16 protein-coding genes and 1 tRNA gene are annotated in these 19,588 nt (G+C 56.3%); 11 read left to right on the top strand and 6 right to left on the bottom strand.

Annotation, left to right across the window (positions count from 1 at the left end):
• Positions 1-15: 15 nt before the first annotated feature.
• Together metE and ACWNMW_RS00245 are read right to left on the bottom strand one after the other, a co-directional pair.
• Complete coding sequence (gene metE / locus ACWNMW_RS00240; RefSeq protein ID WP_449489648.1) at positions 16-2,325, bottom strand: 5-methyltetrahydropteroyltriglutamate--homocysteine S-methyltransferase; 2,310 nt, start codon at positions 2,323-2,325, stop codon at positions 16-18.
• A 14-nt stretch (positions 2,326-2,339) separates the two neighbouring features.
• Complete coding sequence (locus tag ACWNMW_RS00245; protein WP_072455574.1) at positions 2,340-3,290, bottom strand: methylenetetrahydrofolate reductase; 951 nt, start codon at positions 3,288-3,290, stop codon at positions 2,340-2,342.
• A gap of 230 nt (positions 3,291-3,520) precedes the next feature.
• Here ACWNMW_RS00245 and ACWNMW_RS00250 point away from each other — a divergent pair.
• The 6 genes from ACWNMW_RS00250 to ACWNMW_RS00275 all read left to right on the top strand — a co-directional run bounded on the left by ACWNMW_RS00250 (position 3,521) and on the right by ACWNMW_RS00275 (position 9,523).
• Positions 3,521-3,593, top strand: a tRNA-Arg gene (locus ACWNMW_RS00250).
• A gap of 189 nt (positions 3,594-3,782) precedes the next feature.
• On the top strand, positions 3,783-5,453 hold the full coding sequence (locus tag ACWNMW_RS00255; RefSeq protein WP_449489649.1) for an L-lactate permease: 1,671 nt from the start codon (positions 3,783-3,785) through the stop codon (positions 5,451-5,453).
• A gap of 61 nt (positions 5,454-5,514) precedes the next feature.
• On the top strand, positions 5,515-6,069 hold the full coding sequence (locus ACWNMW_RS00260) for a hypothetical protein (RefSeq protein WP_420705314.1): 555 nt from the start codon (positions 5,515-5,517) through the stop codon (positions 6,067-6,069).
• A 362-nt stretch (positions 6,070-6,431) separates the two neighbouring features.
• Complete coding sequence (locus tag ACWNMW_RS00265) at positions 6,432-7,229, top strand: (Fe-S)-binding protein (protein WP_034502975.1); 798 nt, start codon at positions 6,432-6,434, stop codon at positions 7,227-7,229.
• A 1-nt stretch (position 7,230) separates the two neighbouring features.
• Positions 7,231-8,856 (top strand): LutB/LldF family L-lactate oxidation iron-sulfur protein, encoded by a 1,626-nt coding sequence (locus ACWNMW_RS00270; RefSeq protein WP_449489650.1) that lies wholly within the window; start codon positions 7,231-7,233, stop codon positions 8,854-8,856.
• 7 nt (positions 8,857-8,863) lie between these two features.
• Positions 8,864-9,523, top strand: coding sequence for a LutC/YkgG family protein (locus ACWNMW_RS00275; RefSeq protein ID WP_449489971.1), 660 nt, complete (start codon positions 8,864-8,866; stop codon positions 9,521-9,523).
• Positions 9,524-9,627: 104 nt separating this feature from the next.
• Here ACWNMW_RS00275 and ACWNMW_RS00280 read toward each other — a convergent pair whose 3' ends face one another.
• Complete coding sequence (locus ACWNMW_RS00280) at positions 9,628-10,332, bottom strand: DUF421 domain-containing protein (protein WP_449489651.1); 705 nt, start codon at positions 10,330-10,332, stop codon at positions 9,628-9,630.
• Between the two features lie 82 nt (positions 10,333-10,414).
• Here ACWNMW_RS00280 and ACWNMW_RS00285 point away from each other — a divergent pair, with 82 nt between their 5' ends.
• Complete coding sequence (locus tag ACWNMW_RS00285) at positions 10,415-12,019, top strand: Na+/H+ antiporter (RefSeq protein ID WP_449489652.1); 1,605 nt, start codon at positions 10,415-10,417, stop codon at positions 12,017-12,019.
• Between the two features lie 70 nt (positions 12,020-12,089).
• Here ACWNMW_RS00285 and rpmF read toward each other — a convergent pair whose 3' ends face one another.
• Positions 12,090-12,260: a 50S ribosomal protein L32 gene (gene rpmF, locus ACWNMW_RS00290; protein WP_009409287.1), complete on the bottom strand. Its 171-nt coding sequence runs from the start codon at positions 12,258-12,260 to the stop codon at positions 12,090-12,092.
• A gap of 203 nt (positions 12,261-12,463) precedes the next feature.
• Between rpmF and ACWNMW_RS00295 the strand changes: the two genes are divergently transcribed.
• The 4 genes from ACWNMW_RS00295 to ACWNMW_RS00310 all read left to right on the top strand — a co-directional run bounded on the left by ACWNMW_RS00295 (position 12,464) and on the right by ACWNMW_RS00310 (position 15,448).
• Positions 12,464-13,105 (top strand): YigZ family protein, encoded by a 642-nt coding sequence (locus ACWNMW_RS00295; protein ID WP_449489653.1) that lies wholly within the window; start codon positions 12,464-12,466, stop codon positions 13,103-13,105.
• 58 nt (positions 13,106-13,163) lie between these two features.
• Complete coding sequence (gene cysK / locus ACWNMW_RS00300) at positions 13,164-14,096, top strand: cysteine synthase A (protein ID WP_449489654.1); 933 nt, start codon at positions 13,164-13,166, stop codon at positions 14,094-14,096.
• A gap of 124 nt (positions 14,097-14,220) precedes the next feature.
• Positions 14,221-14,838 (top strand): serine O-acetyltransferase, encoded by a 618-nt coding sequence (gene cysE / locus ACWNMW_RS00305; RefSeq protein WP_034503696.1) that lies wholly within the window; start codon positions 14,221-14,223, stop codon positions 14,836-14,838.
• A gap of 109 nt (positions 14,839-14,947) precedes the next feature.
• Positions 14,948-15,448, top strand: a complete 501-nt coding sequence (locus tag ACWNMW_RS00310; protein ID WP_034503689.1) for a GNAT family N-acetyltransferase — start codon at positions 14,948-14,950, stop codon at positions 15,446-15,448.
• A 27-nt stretch (positions 15,449-15,475) separates the two neighbouring features.
• Here the strand turns inward: ACWNMW_RS00310 and ACWNMW_RS00315 are convergent, their stop codons facing one another.
• Both ACWNMW_RS00315 and ACWNMW_RS00320 read right to left on the bottom strand, forming a co-directional pair.
• The gene (locus tag ACWNMW_RS00315) at positions 15,476-16,606 is read right to left on the bottom strand and encodes an Fpg/Nei family DNA glycosylase (RefSeq protein WP_449489655.1); all 1,131 of its coding nucleotides are present in this window, start codon (positions 16,604-16,606) and stop codon (positions 15,476-15,478) included.
• A 2-nt stretch (positions 16,607-16,608) separates the two neighbouring features.
• Positions 16,609-19,545, bottom strand: a complete 2,937-nt coding sequence (locus ACWNMW_RS00320; RefSeq protein ID WP_449489656.1) for a leucine--tRNA ligase — start codon at positions 19,543-19,545, stop codon at positions 16,609-16,611.
• Positions 19,546-19,588 lie beyond the last annotated feature (43 nt).

A 19,588-nucleotide genomic window follows, 5' to 3' on the forward strand; every position in this document is an offset into this window, starting at 1 on the left:
GGCAGTAATAACTACTCAGTTTTCAAGCTGTGCACGCACGATTCGCGTTGCCTCAACAAGATTCCTGAGGGATTCTTCGGTCTCTGCATAACCACGAGTCTTCAAACCGCAGTCGGGGTTCGACCACAGATTACGCAGCTCGATCGATTCGGCAGCCAGCGTCAGAAGCTCGGTGAGTTCTTCCACCGAAGGAACTCGAGGCGAGTGAATATCCCACACACCCGGGCCGACGCCGTGGTTGAATCCCTGCTCTGCAAGCTCAGGAAGCACTTCCATGCGAGAACGCGCAGCCTCAATCGAGGTAACATCCGCATCCAAGCCCAAGATTGCATCAAGAATCTGGCCAAACTCCGAGTAGCACAGGTGCGTGTGGATCTGCGTATCGGGACGGACTCCAGCAGTGGCCAAGCGGAAGGAATCCACTGCCCACTTGAGGTATTCACCGTGGCGAGCAGCATCCAAAGGAAGAAGCTCGCGCAATGCGGGCTCATCAACCTGAACAACCGCGATTCCAGCGTCCTGCAAGTCAGTGACCTCGTCACGCAGGGCAAGACCAATCTGGTCAGCAACCTGAGCCAAAGGCAGGTCGTTACGCGGGAAGGACCACGCAATGATGGTGACTGGACCCGTCAGCATGCCCTTAACCGGGTGAGAAGTCAGCGACTGCGCATAGCGTGCCCATTCAACGGTCATCGCGTGAGGGCGGACAACGTCACCCCACAGGATCGAAGGACGGGTACAACGTGAACCATAAGACTGCACCCAGCCATTCTTCGTTGCTGCAAAGCCATCGAGTTGTTCAGCAAAGTACTGAACCATGTCGTTGCGCTCAGCTTCACCGTGAACCAGGACATCCAGTCCCAGGTCTTCCTGGAGACGAATCACCGAAGCGATTTCTTCGCGCATACGCTCTGCGTAGTCTGCGTCAGAAAGCTCGCCCTTCGCCCAAGCAGCACGCGCCCGACGGATCTCGGTGGTCTGTGGGAAGGAGCCAATCGTCGTGGTAGGCAACAGCGGCAGGTCAAGGCGCTCACGCTGAAGTTCATCGCGAAGAGCGAAGTCCTCGCGCTGACGATCGGCTTCGGTCAGCTTTGCAACACGCTCACGCAGTTCGGGGCGAACAACACCGGGAGCAGCTGCACGCTGCGCAAGAACCTCGCGGGTCGCCTCGACGGCCTCGGAAATGGAATCCCAGCCCTGTCGCACGCCGCGGGCGAGGGTGACGACCTCGGCAACCTTCTGGTCGGCGAAGGCCAGCCATGCGTGGAGGTTCGCGTCGAGCACGGGATCGTCCCACTTTTCGAGCGCGGTGTCGTGCGGGACGTGCTGAAGCGAAGTAGAAGTGGCAACGGCCAAGGATGCGGGGTGAAGTTCCTTCGCATCATCGAGTCGCGCAATTGCGCTATCGAGGTCGGTGCGCCAAATGTTGCGGCCATCAACGACGCCCGCAACGAGGGCAACCTTGGACAGATCCACGGAAGTAGCCTCGGGAAGAGAACCACGGCACAGGTCCAGGCCCAGAGCCTCAATGCCGGTGGAGGCAAGAGAAGCTGCAGCGCGCGAACCGTCACCGTAACCAATAGCAGCGAAGAGAGCAGGACGCTTCTCGAGTGCAGCCAGAGCACGGAAGACGCGGGTCGAGTATTCGATCAGGGTGGCGCGATCGACGCGGAGGTTATCAGAAGCAAGCGCATGCTCATCGATCTGGACCCAGGGAGCACCGGCCTCGGCAAGCTCTGCGAGAACGTCTGCGTATGCCGCAACAACATCGTCAAGGCGCTCGAAGGGATCGTAATCGGGGGTTGCTTCATCAGCCTTAGCGACGGCGAGGAAGGTCACGGGGCCAACCAGAACGGGGCGGACAACGGTGCCTTCTTCATTGGCGGCAAGGAAGCGCTCGACGATCGTACGATCAGCGAAAGAAATCGGCGTATCAGGGCCAATTTCGGGAACCAGGTGGTGGTAGTTCGTATCGAACCACTTGGTCATTTCCAGGGGCGCAACCTGCGCATTGCCGCGAGCGAGGGCAAAGTGCAGATCCAAGCCTTCGAAAGAACGGTAGCGCTCGGGAACCGCACCCAAGAGGGTGATTGCGTCCAGAACCTGGTCGTAGAGTGCGAAGGTTTCGGGGATCGACGCGTCATCCCTGCCGAGGCCGAGCTCGACAAGGCGGTCATGCGTGGTCTTGCGCAGCAGAGCTTCCGTCGCGCGAAGTTCCTCGGCGGAAATGCGGCCCGCCCAGTAGGCTTCGAGCGCCTTCTTCAGCTCGCGGCCACGACCGATGCGCGGGTAACCCAGGATGGTCGCCGTAGGGAATTGAGTCATTTACTTATCCTTTGTCATCGTGAAATGGACGGGTCTAAATGGCTTGCAGAAACAAGTCCAGCGGCATCAAGCACATCGAGAGCAGGTGCCGCTTTATTAAAGGTATACATGTGGATGCCCGGGGCTCCTGCTTCATGCAGATCCCGAGCTAGCCGCGCTCCCAAAGAAACGCCGACTGAGTACATCTCCTCAACTGATTGCGCGCTTTCCAAGCGTCGACGCAGGTACTCGGGGAAAACAACCCCGGTCAGCTCTGTCATTCGATTGACGCGCTTAATGTCAGTCGGGGGCAAAATTCCGGGAACGATCGGGATCGTAACCCCATTGCTCCGTGCTTTCTCAAGGAAATTGACGTAGGTATCTGTCTCCCAGAACAACTGTGTGATTGCGAAAGAAGCACCCGCTGATTGCTTAACAAGCAGGCGTTCAACTTCTTGATTGGGAGAGGTACCCGCCGCAGGGTTACCAGCAGGGAATGCAGCGACAGCGATAGTGAGAGGTTTGAACGCTGCTCGCAAGGCCGCACCGGGGTATTGCGCACAGCGCGCGGCCTCGATGGAGCGAATCAAAGTGACAAGTTCGGTTGCTGAACTCACTCCCCCGGGCGCAGGCTGCCAATCCGGACGGCCAACGGGAGGATCTCCGCGAAGTGCAAGGAAAGTTCGCACTCCGGCGTCCAAGTAGTCCGAAACAACTTCCCCGACTTCCGTTGCCGTTGTCCCCACGCAGGTGAGGTGGGCAATGGGCTGAACGGGGCTGTCCTGCACGAGAGAGCGCACAACATCGCGTGCACTGTGTCGATCTTGTCCTGCGGCACCATAAGTTACCGACAGGAAATCGGGGGTAACGGAGAGAAGACGCTGGACGGTATCCCAGAAAGGTTTAATGAGGTTTTCTTTACGGGGAGGCATGACCTCGAACGACAAGGTCGTGAGGTCACTAGAAGATTGGGAGGGCTGTGTCATATAAGTCCTTGGAAGTCGGCGCGAAGCGCCACGGTCGGATGCGCGGAAAACTTAGGCGCACATTCGAGCGCGGATCGAACCCACAAGGGCACTACGTCCAGAACTTCTTTCAAGCATGTCTGTATTATCCGTTGTTTTCTTTCGAAGTGCACAGCCGGCCCAGAGATTGGGAAAGTGTGACGGCCTGCGCCATGTACACTATGTAAGGCCGGTCAGAGCTTGGCTGGTGTGCCTCCGTAGCTCAATGGATAGAGCAAGGGCCTTCTAATCCCGAGGTTGCAGGTTCGAGTCCTGTCGGGGGCGCTTTTCCGCACGCAATATCTACAGCGTGTTTCTTTTTTTGCTTTAGCATGCTTTTCTCCCGGAAAACAGCCTAGAGTTTGCCTTTATTCTGTAGTTTCACCGGAATTTTGACTAAAAATCTCACCGAGATAGGAATTTAGGCCTAGAATCTGGCTAGGATCACCCACTCGCACTGTTGCAGGAGTAGCCATGTTCTCTTTGGTGAGCACAAGCTTTACGCCGTCAACGACGGCTATCGGCGCAAATGTATTTTTAACGGCACTTGCGGGAATTCTCCCGCTCCTGCTGTTCTTCGTTCTTCTGGGCGCTTTTAAAGTCAAGACGCACTGGTGCGCATTGATTTCACTCGTTGCTGCACTACTCATCGCCGTCTTTGGCTACAAGATGCCATTGAGCATGAGTCTCTTGGCAGCGGGCCAAGGCATCGTCTTCGCTCTGATCCCAATTATCTACATCATCATCGCCGCAGTGTGGCTTTATAACCTCACCGAGGTTTCCGGCCGCAGTAAAGACATGCGAGCCGTCTTCAACACGATCGGCAAGGGTGACATTCGAGTCCAAGCGCTGATCATTGCGTTCTCGTTCTGCGGTCTACTTGAGGGCCTCGCAGGTTTCGGTGCGCCCGTGGCAATCGTTGCCGCAATGCTTGTCTCACTTGGCCTTCCCCCGGTAAAGGCTGCTGTTGTGACCATCGTTGGCAACGCGATCAACGTTGGTTTCGGAGCAATGGCAATCCCGACAACGACCGCCGGCCGTTTGGGTGGCCAAAACCCCCTGGTGGTTGCAGCCAATATGGGTCACCTTTCTTGGATCTTCGCCTGCTTCATTCCTCTCCTCCTCTTGTGGATCCTTGATGGGGGCCGAGGCGTCGCCCAGTTGTGGCCGATCGCTCTGATTTCCGGCGTCGCAACCGCAGCAGGGCATTTCTTCACCTCAGAGTTCTCCTATGAACTAACCGCTGTCCTCGCCTCACTTCTGGGTTTGGCCGCTTCCTACATCTTCCTCTTGGTATGGACCCCGAAGACGCCCGACGATTACCGTTCTGAGAGCACCCAAGAAGATCGTCCCAATGCCTCGCGAATCACCTTGGCACTTCTCCCCTACGTTTTGGTTGTTGTCGTCATTGCCATCACCAAGTTGTGGAAGATCGGCGTTGATATTGACGCCATTTTCAAGTCCACAGACATTAAGATCCCCGTCCCCGGATTGCACGGGGAGTTGGTAGATTCCACCGGCAAGGCCGTTTCTTCGACGATCTACACTTTCCAGTTCCTTTCCAACCCTGGAACGTGGATCTTCGTCACTGCTCTCATTGTTGCTTTCGTTTACGGTCGCACCAGTTCGGGCGGTCGTTACCCCATGACCTTCTCAAAGGGAATTGCAACTCTCTTCAAGACAATTTCCACCTTGAAGATTTCTATCCTGACGATCTGCTTGGTCATGGGCCTGGCCTACGTCATGAACCTCTCTGGACAAACTGGGGCGATTGGTACCGCTCTTGCAACAACCGGCGTGTTCTTCGCCTTCCTCTCCCCCATCCTTGGTTGGTTGGGAACAGCAGTCGCAGGATCTGCAACCAGCGCGGGCGCGCTCTTTGCCAACCTTCAGTCCACAGCAGCGCAGATCGCCGGACTCGACCCATCAACTTTGCTTGCAGGCAACACGATTGGTGGCGGTATCGGCAAGATTGTGTCGCCGCAGAATCTCACTATTGCAGCGACCGCAATCAACGAACCCGGAAGCGAAGCAGAGATTCTCAAGAAGGCGGCTCCCTATTCCATCGGATTGCTACTCATCTTGTGCGTCTTGATCTTCCTCGCCTCGCAAGGCTATATGGGTTCCTACATGCCCGTTGCTTAAGATCGTTGGGCTCGCAGTCTCGTGGCTGCGAGCCCAACGTCTGCTTCAAAAGGAGTGTCTTATGTCGAAGCCATTGCGATCCTTGGCACTTCTTTGTGCAGCGATCACGCTTCTCACGGGATGCATTCCCTTCGGTTCAAACGCAGCACGCTCACGCTTACCCCAGGACCCACGCTTTGCCGAGTTCACTTACGAAACTGACGGCGAAATCAAGGTCCAAGAACGCACCGATTCCTTCAATGAACGGATGCCCGGGCTTGGTGCAACTCAGGGACACGTCGTGGCAGCCAACTTCCCAGAAGGATGGCTCTTACCCTCACCCGACCATCACTTATGGGTAACAGGCGTCGCAAGTGTTCCTCCTGAGACAATTCAGATGCTTGCCAATGGAAGCGACGGAAATAACGCACTTCTTCCCGGTATCTATCCAGGCCTCTACGAGTACGTCCCCCAAAACTGCCACTTTTTCACTGTTCCCTCCGATCATGCGAACACGGTGCTCCAAACTGATAAGAACAACATTTACTCGAACTGGGGGTCATTCGATATAACAAGCTTCGCGGCGTCCTCAGACTGTAACCTCATCATCGTCACTGGCGAAGGAATCAGGGGCTAAGAAAACGCGTTTCCCCCCAGCTGAGCACCCTCGCGAAGTAATAGAGAAGCCGAACGGACTTCCTTTCGCAGATACGGAAACTACTACCCGGCCTCGTCAATCCACGAGGCCGGGTCATTGTTTTCACGTACCGCAGCGACGTAAAACTGAAAAAGGAAAGGATACTCTGTCTTAAGTCGCGTTTTTGGGGCGGAGAATCGCTCAAGAGAAGCCGCCATTTCAGCGATCTAATTCTGCGACTTTTCCGCACGAAATCAACAATTCTGGCCCACACTCAGCAAAGCCGTAACACCTTATCCCCCATTGGGACCTCAGACCCAGCCATACTTTGAGAAATAGCACCTACGAGAAAGGATCTCCCAGTGCGTATCGCTCTCTTCTCAACTTGCCTGGCAGACGTCATGTTCCCCCAGGCAGCCCAGGCGACAGTGTCTCTGCTGGAGCGCCTCGGCCATGAAGTCGTCTTCCCAGAAGGCCAGGTCTGCTGCGGTCAGATGCATGCAAACACCGGCTACTTTGAAGACGCCGCAAAGATCACGCGCAACCACGTCAAGGCTTTCGAACCAGTTCTCGACGGGGAGTGGGACGCAATTGTGGTTCCCTCCGGCTCCTGCACGGGTGCTGCCCGCCACGAGCAAAAGCTCGTTGCCGAACACGTTGGCGATGCGCAGCTCGCAAAGCGCTCCCAGGAAATCGCCAAGCACACCTACGATCTCACCGAGCTCATCACTGATGTCCTCGGTCTGGAAGATGTGGGCGCATACTTCCCTCACACCGTCACTTACCACCCGACCTGCCACTCAATGCGCATCGCTCACGTGGGTGACCGCCCCTACCGCCTCCTGCGCGCCGTCGAAGGCCTGACGCTCATCGATCTGCCAGACGCCGAAGTCTGCTGTGGTTTCGGCGGCACCTTCTCGATGAAGAACTCCGAAACTTCAACTGCGATGCTTGCCGACAAGGTCGCAAACGTGATGTCTACCCGGGCAGAGGTTCTGGTTATGGGTGACTACTCCTGCCTCATGCATGTTGGCGGCGGCTTGTCTCGTCTGAATTCAGGTATCCGTCCCATGCACCTTGCTGAAATCCTTGCATCAACCAAGGACCAGCCATTCCTTGGCAACATTTCATTCGCACCGGAAAGCGCTCAGGTGATCTGATATGTCTGAAACCTTTATTGGTATGCCAGGAGTCGTCAGCAACGATTCCGACGCCACGGTTCACACCGGAGGATGGCGGACTACCGTCACCATTCCCGAGGACACGCTTCGTTGGGGACCGACTTTCCCCCAGGGCGCACACCGCACCCTCGCCAATACTCAGATGCGCCGCAACCTGGGCCATGCAACCCGGACTATCCGCACCAAGCGCGGCCAGCGCGTTGCCGAAATGCCCGACTGGGAAGATCTGCGCGACGCCGCTGAAGCCATCAAGTTTGAGGTCGAATCCCGACTTCCCGAGCTTCTCGAAGAGTTCGAACGCAACGTAACCGCGCGCGGCGGCATCGTTCACTGGGCTCGCGACAAGCACGAGGCAAATCGCATCATCGCCGACATCATCAAGTCCAAGGGAGTCGATGAAGTCGTCAAGATTAAGTCGATGGCGACCCAGGAAACGAACCTCAACGAGTTCCTCAAGGACGAAGGCATCTCCGCGCGCGAAACCGACCTCGCGGAAATGATCGTTCAGCTTGCTGACGACATGCCCAGCCACATCGTTGTTCCTGCAATTCACCGCAATCGTTCCGAGGTCCGCGGAATCTTCCTCGACCGCATGGAAGACGCTCCCCGAGATCTTTCCGACGATCCGCAAGAACTCACGGCTGCTGCCCGCGCGCACCTTCGTAAGAAGTTCCTTCACGCAAAGGTTGCAGTTTCGGGAACAAACATGGGCATCGCAGAAACCGGTACCGTCTCGATCTTCGAGTCCGAAGGTAACGGCCGCATGTGCCTGACTCTTCCCGATACTCTCATTACTCTTATGGGTATTGAGAAGTTGGTTCCTCGTTACCAAGACGTTGAGGTCTTCGCGCAGTTGCTCCCCCGTTCTGCAACTGGCGAGCGCATGAACCCCTACACCTCGATGTGGACCGGTGTCACCCCCGGCGATGGCCCACAGGAATTCCACGTGATTTTGATGGATAACGGCCGCACTAAGACCTTGGCCGACCCGATTGGTCGCGAGGCTCTTGCGTGTATCCGTTGTGGGTCCTGCATGAACATCTGCCCGGTCTACCAGCACACTTCTGGCCACGCCTATGGTTCGGTCTACCCCGGACCCATCGGCGCGATCCTCACCCCGCAGCTCACCCAGGGCTTGGATGAGAAGGATCCGGTTCACACCCTTCCCTTCGCCTCTTCCCTGTGTGGCGCATGCGGCGAGGTTTGCCCGGTCAAGATCAAGATTCCGAACATCTTGATCCACATGCGTGCACGCACCGTGGACGTCAAGCACCCCATCGTGCCCGACGTGTGGGATCTGGCAATGGGCGTTTCAACCCCCGTCATGTCCAACGCTAAGGCCTGGGAGCTTGCAACGGCCGGCGTGAAGGCAACCCGCCTTATTGGTAAGAAGAAGGGCAAGATCGGCGCTCTCCCCTTCCCTGCCTCGCTGTGGACGGGAGCTCGTGATCTTCCGGTTGCTCCTAAGGAAACCTTCCGCCAGTGGTGGCGGCGCACTCACCCCGAATCAGATGCTTCTGCCCCGCGTACAGATGCACCGGCACGTGGCATTCCTTTGGCCAGTGAGCACGGAATGACTACTCACACGAATGATGAGGAGGCCTGAGATGGTTATGGATGCAAAGACCGCAATCCTTGCGCGTGCGCGCGAGGCCATCGAGCGCTCGCAGGAAGGACGCCCCGTCCGCGAGATCCCTCGTAACTACATCCGAGAAGGGCAGTTTGCTCCGGGCTCAGATGAAGTCATCGCCGATATGATCGAAAAGCTCGAGGATTACTCGGCACAGGTGGTTGAAGCTCGCGATGACGAGGCCATTGCTGACGCTATCGCGAAGTTCCTTTCCGAGGCGAAGGCTTCTTCCGTGGTTGTCCCCACCGGCCTCGATGATCAGTTCAAGAAGGCCGCCGGACGCGACAAGCGAAAGGTCCGCGAGGACTCGCGCGAGAACGCTATTCCGACGCTGGAGCTCGATGAGATCGACGCAGTCGTCACCCGCTCGCGTGTTGGCATCTCGATTTCGGGAACGATTGTTCTTGATGGGGAACCCGATCAGGGGCGCCGTGCGATTTCTCTGGTTCCCGATACGCATGTGGTGATTTTGGAACGCTCAGCGATCGTACCGACTGTTCCTCAGGCGGTTGATATTTTGGGTCAGAATCCGACTCGCCCGACGACCTGGATCGCCGGTGGTTCAGCGACCTCGGATATCGAGTTGGTTCGAGTCAACGGCGTTCACGGTCCTCGTTTCTTGCGGGTGATCATCGCTCACTGAGTACTTCGATCCGACACGTTATTAAGCGGTGGGGCAGCCAAAGGGCCGCCCCACCGCTTAAGTTTTCCCCACGACAAATGCCCAAGGGCATAGTCACAAGTGGCTTATTCGCCGCCCTTCTCAGAATTTTCAAGAGAGAAGGTAAAGGTATGAGTCGTTAAGTCATTCATCACGATATAAATCTTCTCGCGCCCCTCGAGCTCCGCGAAGAAAATATCTTCGAGCTTAATGCCTTGTTGTTCGAGTTCTCTCGTGAGCCATTCCTCGCTCTGTCCAGAGGCTTCAAGCTGATCCTGAACAATCTGTCCCTTCGAGACCAAGACGTAGCTTAAACTTCCATCACCCTTCTTGATCACCGTCAAAGAGCCATTGGATTCATACTGTGCAAACTCGACATCTTCAACCGAAAAGATTCCACGCGAGCGAAGCTGCTCGGTGAAGTTAATCATGTCAAAAGCGCCATTCGCGTCATCGAGAGAATCAATCACGAAATGACCGTGATTGATGATGGTCATCACTTTGCCCTTCACAATCTGCCGCGCGGGCACAAAGCGGGAAGCAATGAAGTTGAAGAGCGAAATCATCCCCACGGTTGCAAGCAATAAAACGAGGTAGGAGAAAGTTGAAACCGAGTGGTTATAGATAATACCGCCGATAATTCCACCCAAAATGAAGTTTCCGATGAAATCAATGGAAGTGAATTGGGTGAGGCTCTGTTTCTTTGTCAAAGTCAGGTGAGCAGAGATGATCACGATACCGATGAAAAGTCGGTAAATCGAGTGTGCGTCAAGGATAAGTTCGTGCCACATGTGTCAACCTTAAAACACTGATAGCACGTATACTGTGGGCTTGCAGCCGTAATTCTCATCACCGAAGGATGACATCTCTGTCATGTCACTCGAATCAGCGATTCTCCTTGGAATAGCAATCACTGTTTCCTATGCAATTTCACGCCGCCTACATCTACTTTCTCCACTGGTGCTCATCGTCGCTGGCGTCGGGATTTCTTTTGTTCCACACGCTGGAGAAATTCAGCTTCCGCACGAGGTAGTACTCTCGATCTTTCTCCCCCTCTTGCTCTACTGGGAGTCCCTCTCGGTCTCACTAAGCCAAGTGCGTCGCGCTCTTCGAGGCGTGATTTTGTCCGGTACGGTGCTGGTTGCGATCACTGCGCTTCTCATTGCTTTGGTTGGCACATGGATGGGGCTCAGTATTGGCACCGCCTTACTCATCGGCGCTTGCCTTGGACCGACTGATGCGACAGCCGTATCTGCCTTAGGGCGTGGAATGTCCTCCGGCCAAAAGACTGTTCTGCAAGCTGAATCATTGATCAATGACGGCAGTGCACTGGTGATCTTTGCGGTCGCACTTCAAGTCACCGGTGGAACAGCTCGAGTGACAACTCTTGGAGTCACTCAGCAAGTGTTACTCTCCTTCGGCGGAGGGGTTCTTATCGGTTTAGCGATGGGACTCTTCGTTCTACGCGTGCTTGTCCGACGCGGGCTATTCCAAAGTGACGCGATCTTGGCAAACATCGCTCGCATCCTTACTCCCCTTTTGGCTTACTACCTTGCCGAAGAAATTCAGGCTTCGGGAGTCATTGCGGTAGTCATTTGCGGAATGCTTGTCTCTCGTTTCGGAGAGTCAGCGATATCGCTGGCATCACGCGTCATCGCAATCCCTGTCTGGACACTGCTGACCTTCGTACTGAACTCGATCCTATTCATTATGGTGGGCCTTGAGCTTCCCGTGATTATTCGCGGGTTGGACCACGCGACACTCGTGCACGGCTTGATCTTGATCCCGATCATCTACCTTGCCATGGTCTTTGCCCGCTTGATCGGACACCATGCGATTATCTACTCGATTCGCCTGCTCGATCGTCGCCCTGAGCAAAAACAACGCCGGACAAATTTCAGAGGCCGATTGGTGACGACAGTCGCAGGCTTCCGCGGTGCGATTTCTTTGGCGATGGCCCTGTCTATTCCCTCTGTCTTTGGTGATTCTGCTTTCGAAGATCGCGATCTCATACTGCTGGTTGTCGCAGGGGCGGTGATCCTCTCCCTTGTCGTCCAAGGTCCGCTTCTCCCAATCGTTGTTCGTTGGGCAGCCCAAAAACCCGCACCGGAAAGTGCTTACTTCCAGACCGCAAACAATGAAGTCAGTGCAATGCTGGCCGTTTTGAAGACCGCGGCTGACAACGTCGAAGCCATCGCACACGCGGCGGGAATCGAAGACAAACAACTGATCGATAGTCTGCGTGAAGAAATCCTCACCTACGTCGCACACGGTGAGGGGGCTTCCTCACTCGATGAGCTCTTGACAGAAAGCGCGGAAGAAACACAGCTACGCCTTGCACTCACCCAGTTCAAGCGCGATGAGATGACTCGTTTACGCGATCGAGGGGAGATTGAGCAAGAAACCTGGCGTATCGCCATCGACCATATTGACGTCGAGTTGCTTCGCCTCAGCGGACCCATTGAGATCGAGGAGTAAGACGTAGAAATAGTTGTGGGGCCCGGTACCAATCGGTACCGGGCCCCACAAAAACTTGCGAACGGAGGAATCAGTCCTCGACGTCCAGCAGGCCGTTCTTGTACGCCTTCGCCAGACGACGGGGAACACGCACCTCACGGCCGCCCACCTTGATGGTGTTCAGCTCAGTGAGATCGGCCTTCCATGCGGACCGGCGAGTGCGGGTGTTTGCTCGGGACATCTTGCGCTTGGGAACTGCCATGACCCTACCGCTCCTCTTCTAGTTCTGACGTTTTACCGCGTCGAAAAACACCCCTTTGGGTGCACAGTCATACGAATACGACTTTCGACAACCTGACCACTGTAGCACGACGGGCCAAAAGTACGCATATTCCAAAGGAAATATTCGTGCGAAGCTCGTCTCATTCGAGCCAAACTCCCCCGCCATGCGACAATGAGACCACCATGTCACCACTTCGAGTCCTTCGCTCAGGAACACGTCTGAGTCACGAGATCGAGATCAAACGATCACGTTTCATTGCTGCGATTGCACGAACAGATTCGCCTGAGGAAGCGCGAGCCTTCATCAATTCCATCAAAGAAGAACATCCCCAGGCTCGCCACAATTGCTCGGCATGGATGATCGCGGAAGAAGGGCAATCCCCGTCTCAGCACTCTTCTGACGATGGAGAACCCTCTGGTACCGCTGGAACACCGATGCTCGATGTTCTCACGCGGAACGAGCTGTGGAATGTGACGGTCGTCGTCACGCGCTACTTCGGTGGAATTCTCTTGGGCGCAGGCGGCCTCGTGCGGGCGTACTCAAGCGCGACCAGCGAAGCCCTCGCACTTGCTTCCTTTGCCCGCCTGGAGGCACTCACGGTTGTGGAAACGGAACTTGATCCCATCGACGCAGGACGAATCGAGGCTGAACTGCGTCGCATGGGAGCACAGGTACTGGCCACCGAATGGAGCCAGAACGTCTTGATCCGCTTAGCAATGTCTCCTGATCAGCTCGAATCCGCCACTGCGCTTCTGGCCAATCTCAGCTCTGGGAAGTATTCCTTCCGTGAATTGGGACAACGTTACATAGAAATCGAGGAATAACTCGGTCGGTTTTAGAGTTGCGGTGTGAGTAAGGCTCACAGCCATCTGAGGAGAAATCATGACGAACATCGCAACTGACGTTACCGATCTCATCGGCGGCACCCCCCTGGTGCGCATTAACCGCTTGAACAAGGGCGGCGCAGAGATCGTTGCAAAGGTCGAGGCCTTCAATCCCGCTTCTTCCGTTAAGGACCGTATCGCGCGCTCAATCGTTGATGCCGCCGAGGCTTCGGGACAGCTCAAGCCCGGAGGCACCATTATCGAGGCAACTTCCGGGAACACCGGCGTGGCTTTGGCAATGGTTGGCGCTGCTCGCGGATACAAAGTCGTGATCGTCATGCCATCTTCTATGAGCGTTGAGCGTCGCATTCTAATTCGCGCTTTCGGGGCAGAACTGGTCCTAACCGACCCCAAGGGTGGCGTCACCGCAGCGGTTGAGGAAGCCGAACGGATCCGCGACTCTCGTCCCGGTTCAATCATCGCATCGCAATTCACGAACCCTGCCAATCCTGCTGTCCACCGTCGTACGACCGCCGAAGAAATCCTTCGGGATACTGACGAGAACGTCGATATCTTTATTGCCGGTGTCGGCACAGGCGGCACTGTTTCTGGCGTAGGTTCGGTGCTCAAGGAACTGAAGCCGGGAGTAAAGGTGATCGCTGTTCAGCCCGCCGAGTCTCCTCTTCTGACCGGTGGACAGGCTGCACCTCACGGAATCCAGGGACTTGGCCCCAACTTCGTCGCAAAGACCTACGATCCCAGCGTGGTCGATGAAGTGATCGATATTGAGACCCCTGTGGCTCTTGAGACTTCTCGCCGTGCAGCAGCAGAAGAAGGACTCCTCGTCGGTATTTCCTCCGGCGCTGCTCTGGCCGCAGCAATTCAGGTTGCTCAGCGTCCTGAAAACGAGGGGAAGCGTATCGTCGTGATTCTGCCGGATACGGGCGAGCGCTACCTCTCCACCGCGCTCTTCGAAAATCTGCGCGACTGAGAACACTCATGAGTGGGTGGGGGCTTATTCCCCACCCACTCAATTTTCTGCCAATCCTCCACACAGCTCGCTAGGCTAGAAACCAGCACGATACGTGCAGATCGCGATTCACGAAAGACTGACCATGGCCTCGTCTCCCCGCAAGGTAATCGAACTTCTTGCAGAAGATCTCCGCACGGCTAAACGCCGCGACCCGGCAGCACGTTCTACCCTCGAGGTCGCACTTGCCTATCCCGGCGTTCATGCACTGTGGACGCACCGCGTAACCCATGCGATGTGGGCGCACCGCCATCTGCGTACTCCTGCGCGTGTACTCTCTTCCCTTGCACGCATGGCGACGGGTGTTGATATCCATCCCGAGGCGAAAATCGGTCGCCGCGTATTTATTGATCATGCGACGGGAGTCGTTATCGGCCAAACCGCTGAGGTAGGTGAAGACGTTGTTATTTTCCACGGTGTCACCCTCGGCGGCGTTGCGATGACTCAGGGCAAACGCCATCCAACTGTCGGAAATCACGTGATGATCGGTGCGGGAGCGAAGGTTCTTGGACCGATCACCATCGGCGATGGAGCAAAGGTCGGCGCAAACGCGGTTGTCACTAAAGATGTTCCCGAGGATGCTGTTGCAATTGGCGTTCCGGCACAATTACGCCAAAAGCCTGAGACTCGCATGGTGGAAGAAGACTGCGATCTCATCATCGATCCGAACTGCTGGGAAGAAGACCCGACCTGGTACATCTAGCACTGCAGGTTTTGTCAAGCCCTCGAACATATTCCCAACTTAAGGACTCCTTAGGCGCACAACTTCCCATAGAACCTCGCGCGTGCAACAGATCACATATTCTGTCCTTATGGATAAACATTCTCTACAAGCACAGATTGACGCACTGACGCGCCTTCACGGTGCAGCAGAGTGTGAAATCGGTGTGCTCACACGATTCGATATCCCCGAGCTTGCACAGCTCTCGCTCGCAGCCTACGGAGAACGCCAAACTCTGGAGGCACAGGCTGAAGCAACGGATGAAATGCGCCTGTGTTTCGAAGGGGTTTTCGGCACCCCGTTGGAAGGATCTTTTCTGGGCGCGTGGGTCGATGGAGACCTCGTCGCAGCAATCATCGTCGTCGTTGATCCCCCTGTAGAAGAACCCAGCGGTCTCCCACAGGTCATCGACTTGATGGTCCACCCGAAATTCCGCCGGCGCGGTATTGCAACGGCTTTGGTCGCAGAATGTGCACGCCGATGCCAAGACTGGGGAGCTTCATCCCTGATCGTCCGCATCGATGAGGCAAATGCGCATCTGCCACACGTTTACGACATCTTCCAGGAGAGCGAAAACTACGAACAGGCTTAAGACCCCAGATTCACTGACGATTCTGTCCTAGTTCTGGCAATTTGAGCACCAGAACAGCCTGCGGTTTTGCATGAGCTTCTCACTGATCATGGTCCCGCATTTAATACAGGGACGACCGCTGCGATGGTAGATGTACCATCGCCCAAGTTCTTCATCCCCTTCAGGAATCGGATCAGGTTGATCTTCGGGACGGATAGTGTCGATCCGTCCGATTTCCAATCCACGAGTCATCAGTTCACAGATGATGTCCCACAGCTGGCCAACGCGAGCCTTTGAGAGCCGGTTTCCTGCGCGCATCGGAGAAATCCCGGCGAGGAAAAGAGCCTCAGCGCGATAGATATTTCCCACCCCTGCTGCAATGGACTGATCCATGATTAATTCACCAACAGGACGTTTACGCGCGCGAACCAGCTCAATGAAACGTTTGCGCATTGCAGGCTCCTGTGATGCCCCAGGTTGCAAAGGATCGCAACCGAGTTTTGACTCAGTAACCAAACGCTGCTCGTCGGAAATGAGCTCGCAGCGATTTGGTCCCGTCACATCTGCAACGGCCACTTCGGAGAGGATACGCAGACGAACCTGCCCCACAGGTTCAGGCGCCTGCCATTGCCCTGCTATATCCCTAGCCTCGCCGGCAGCAAGATTGTCCTCGATATACAGGCTATCTTCCGAGTAACTTGCCCACTTGAGGGCAGCATGACGGTGCCCCTTCGTTGCAACCCAATTCGTCCGGGGAGCGCCAATTGAGGCTGGAACATCCTGTGTTCGCTCGTCAGCATCAAAGCGCCAAGAGCCATACAGCCCCAAGTGAATATGGAGCCATTGAAGCGATTCTTCACTGGGAAAGGCACGTTCTCCCCACACCGGCGAACTACCGGTAAAAGGAAGAGCAGCCACGGCCTCGGCGCTGTTCAAACGAGCAGCGTATTCAGCTTCAATTTCTCGGGCCTGCTCAATCACGGAAGTGGCGAGGCCGGGAGCAGCGAATGCAACGAACATATGCTTGCCCACTGCTCGCACCGCAACCACAACGTGGCCATCAATGAGCTGCGCAGACGAGGCGAACCTCCCCTGAGGGGAGGACGCCTGCACCTGAGCGCCTTCGAAAAGAGATGAAAAAGTGTGAGCGATCCGGTGGATCGCATCTCCTTCAGGCATGGTTACTTCGGAAGAACGATGTTGACCAATTGCGGGGCACGCACAATCACCCTGAGAGGCTCGCGGCCTTCGAGGAGCTTGACAATTGGGCCCTGCTCAAGAGCCAGTGCACGAAGATCCTCTTCAGAGATCGAGACCGGAACCTCGATCTTTGCACGCAGCTTGCCATTGGCCTGGACAATCGCTGTGACGGTATCGTCCTCGAGCAAGGATTCGTCTTCCACGACCGGGAAAGGAACGCGAGCAAGAGAATCTGCATGTCCAAGCTTCGACCACAGTTCCTCACAGATGTGCGGAGCAACCGGTGAGAGCATCAAAATGAGGGCCTCAACTGCAACGCGCGGCACGCGATCGAAAGAGGTCAGGTGATTGTTGAGAACGATGAGCTTTGCAATCGCAGTGTTGATGCGCAGGTTCTCGTACTCGACGGTCACTTCCGCAATGGTGCGCGCCAAAAGGCGTGCGGTCTTTGCATCCATTGGATCATCGCTGACGGTCACCTCACCGGTGGTCTCGTCCAAGACATTTCGCCACAGACGCTGCAGGAAACGCTGAGAGCCAACAACTGCGCGGGTGTCCCACGGACGTGAGACGTCCAGCGGTCCCATGCTCATCTCATACACGCGGAAAACGTCGGCGCCGTAGGCGTCATACATTTCATCAGGGGTCACGATGTTCTTCAGTGACTTACCCATCTTTCCGTATTCACGGTTAACGGGTTCACCCTTCCACGTGAATCCGGTGGATTCGTCGCCTTCAACTTCGTCCGCGGGAACGTACTGCCCGCGAGCATCCGTGTAGGCATAGGCCTGGACGTAGCCCTGGTTGAAGAGGGTGTGGTAGGGCTCAGCGTCGGGAACGAATCCCAGGTCAAAGAGGACCTTCTGCCAGAAGCGTGCGTAGAGCAGGTGGAGAACTGCGTGCTCAACACCGCCGATGTACAGGTCGGTACCACCGCTGATCTTGCCCTCTCGCGGCCCCATCCAGTAGGACAGGTTCTCTTGCGAGGCAAAAGCAGTGGAGTTCGTCGGGTCGGTGTAACGCATCTCGTACCAGCACGAACCGGCCCACTGAGGCATGGTGTTGGTTTCACGGCGATACTTCTTCGGGCCGTCCCCCAGGTCCAGGGTGACGTTCACCCATTCCTGTGCGCGTCCGAGCGGCGCTTCCGGTTCCGTATCAGCATCATCAGGATCGAAGGTACGAGGCGAATAGTCGCTAATCTCGGGAAGCTCAACAGGGAGCATCTCTTCGGGGAGGGCATGAGCCACCCCATCTTCGTCCCAAACGATCGGGAAAGGCTCTCCCCAGTAACGCTGACGACTGAAAAGCCAGTCACGCAGACGGTAGGTAACAGCAGCGCGTCCCAAGCCCTTTTCTTCGAGCCACTGGGTCATTGCCGCCTTTGCCGCGTCCTTATCCAGACCATTGAGGCTAATCTCTTCGTTCGCGGAGTCAACTGCAACGCCATCACCGGTGTAGGCGCCCTGGCTCAGGTCGTGAGCGGTCGGCTCTTGAGCATCACCGATAGTGCGAATGATATCCAGATCAAAACGCTGTGCGAATTCCCAGTCACGATCATCGTGTGCAGGAACTGCCATGATCGCGCCGGTGCCGTAATCCATGAGGACATAATCAGCAATGAACACAGGAATGCGACGGCCATTGACAGGGTTAATTGCCCACAGGCCCGTGAAAACACCCGTCTTCTCCCCCGCGTCTTCTGCGCGTTGCTCAGGAGTCTTTGCCCCAGCTTGTGCACGGTAGGCCGCCACGGCCTCGGCAGGCGTTGCATAGCCACCACGCCAGGCCTCGCGGGTGCCTTCGGGCCAGCTCGCGGGGATATCCAGCGCTGCTTGGTCCGAGGCCGAACCCGGGGTGGTGCCACCAAGGAGTGGGTGCTCGGGCGACCAGACGACGAAGGTTGCGCCAAAGAGAGTGTCGGGACGAGTCGTGTAGACCGTGAAACCACGATCACTGACGCCTTCGCCGACTGCAATGAAGTCAACTTCCGCGCCGTTGGAGCGACCAATCCAGTTGCGCTGCATGGTGCGCACCTTTTCAGGCCAGTTAATGGTGTCGAGGTCTTCAGCGAGGCGATCACCGTAGGCGGTAATACGCATCATCCACTGACGCAGGCTGCGCTTGAAAACCGGGTAGTTACCACGCTCGGAACGACCATCCGCCGTCACTTCTTCGTTGGCCAAAACGGTTCCCAGACCCGGGCACCAGTTCACGGGCGCCTCGGAGATATAGGCGAGCCGGTAGGAATCGATGATCTGCGCGCGCTCACGCGAATTCAATTCATCCCACGTACGTCCCTGCGCGATCTCGGAGGGAAGCTCACGCGCTCCAGAAGCAAACTGTGCGATCAATTCGCTGATCGGACGCGCGGCACCCAAGCCTCGTCCATCGCGACGCGGTGCCTGCGGATCAAACCATGAGTTGAACACCTGAAGGAAAATCCACTGGGTCCAGTGCACATAGTCGACATCGGTCGTTGCGAAGGAACGGCGACGGTCGTGCGAAAGCCCCAGGCGGCGCAGCTGACGACGCATGTTCGCGATGTTCTCTTCGGTTGTCACGCGCGGGTGTTGGCCGGTCTGAACGGCGTACTGTTCTGCAGGAAGACCGAAGGCGTCGTAGCCCATGGTGTACAGAACGTTCTCACCTTGCATGCGGTGGAAACGCGCAACGGTGTCAGTTGCGATGTATCCCAGCGGGTGGCCGACATGCAGGCCCTTGCCCGAAGGGTACGGGAACATGTCAAGGAGGAAGAAAGGCTGACGTGTGGCTAGATCACCTGCAAGATCTCCCTCGGGGTTATCCGCGTAGAAGGTCCCACGTTCGTCCCATAGGTCCTGCCACTTGTTTTCGATCTCTCCGGCCAATTGCGCCGTGTAACGGAAATCGGGCTCCCCTGTTGAGATCTCGCTCATCCTTGCCTCCATCTACCCTGAAAACACAGTGTCTTCAGGCTTG

It is taken from the genome of Actinomyces sp. Marseille-QA0893 (genome assembly GCF_976954355.1).

What these genes read in the sequence shown, in the direction of transcription:
- metE (WP_449489648.1), bottom strand. Translation starts at nt 2,325, where the DNA reads ATGACTCAATTCCCTACGGCGACCATCCTGGGTTACCCGCGCATCGGT.
- ACWNMW_RS00245 (WP_072455574.1), bottom strand. Translation starts at nt 3,290, where the DNA reads ATGACACAGCCCTCCCAATCTTCTAGTGACCTCACGACCTTGTCGTTC.
- ACWNMW_RS00255 (WP_449489649.1), top strand. Translation starts at nt 3,783, where the DNA reads ATGTTCTCTTTGGTGAGCACAAGCTTTACGCCGTCAACGACGGCTATC.
- ACWNMW_RS00260 (WP_420705314.1), top strand. Translation starts at nt 5,515, where the DNA reads ATGTCGAAGCCATTGCGATCCTTGGCACTTCTTTGTGCAGCGATCACG.
- ACWNMW_RS00270 (WP_449489650.1), top strand. Translation starts at nt 7,231, where the DNA reads ATGTCTGAAACCTTTATTGGTATGCCAGGAGTCGTCAGCAACGATTCC.
- ACWNMW_RS00275 (WP_449489971.1), top strand. Translation starts at nt 8,864, where the DNA reads ATGGATGCAAAGACCGCAATCCTTGCGCGTGCGCGCGAGGCCATCGAG.
- ACWNMW_RS00280 (WP_449489651.1), bottom strand. Translation starts at nt 10,332, where the DNA reads ATGTGGCACGAACTTATCCTTGACGCACACTCGATTTACCGACTTTTC.
- ACWNMW_RS00285 (WP_449489652.1), top strand. Translation starts at nt 10,415, where the DNA reads ATGTCACTCGAATCAGCGATTCTCCTTGGAATAGCAATCACTGTTTCC.
- rpmF (WP_009409287.1), bottom strand. Translation starts at nt 12,260, where the DNA reads ATGGCAGTTCCCAAGCGCAAGATGTCCCGAGCAAACACCCGCACTCGC.
- ACWNMW_RS00295 (WP_449489653.1), top strand. Translation starts at nt 12,464, where the DNA reads ATGTCACCACTTCGAGTCCTTCGCTCAGGAACACGTCTGAGTCACGAG.
- cysK (WP_449489654.1), top strand. Translation starts at nt 13,164, where the DNA reads ATGACGAACATCGCAACTGACGTTACCGATCTCATCGGCGGCACCCCC.
- cysE (WP_034503696.1), top strand. Translation starts at nt 14,221, where the DNA reads ATGGCCTCGTCTCCCCGCAAGGTAATCGAACTTCTTGCAGAAGATCTC.
- ACWNMW_RS00310 (WP_034503689.1), top strand. Translation starts at nt 14,948, where the DNA reads ATGGATAAACATTCTCTACAAGCACAGATTGACGCACTGACGCGCCTT.
- ACWNMW_RS00315 (WP_449489655.1), bottom strand. Translation starts at nt 16,606, where the DNA reads ATGCCTGAAGGAGATGCGATCCACCGGATCGCTCACACTTTTTCATCT.
- ACWNMW_RS00320 (WP_449489656.1), bottom strand. Translation starts at nt 19,545, where the DNA reads ATGAGCGAGATCTCAACAGGGGAGCCCGATTTCCGTTACACGGCGCAA.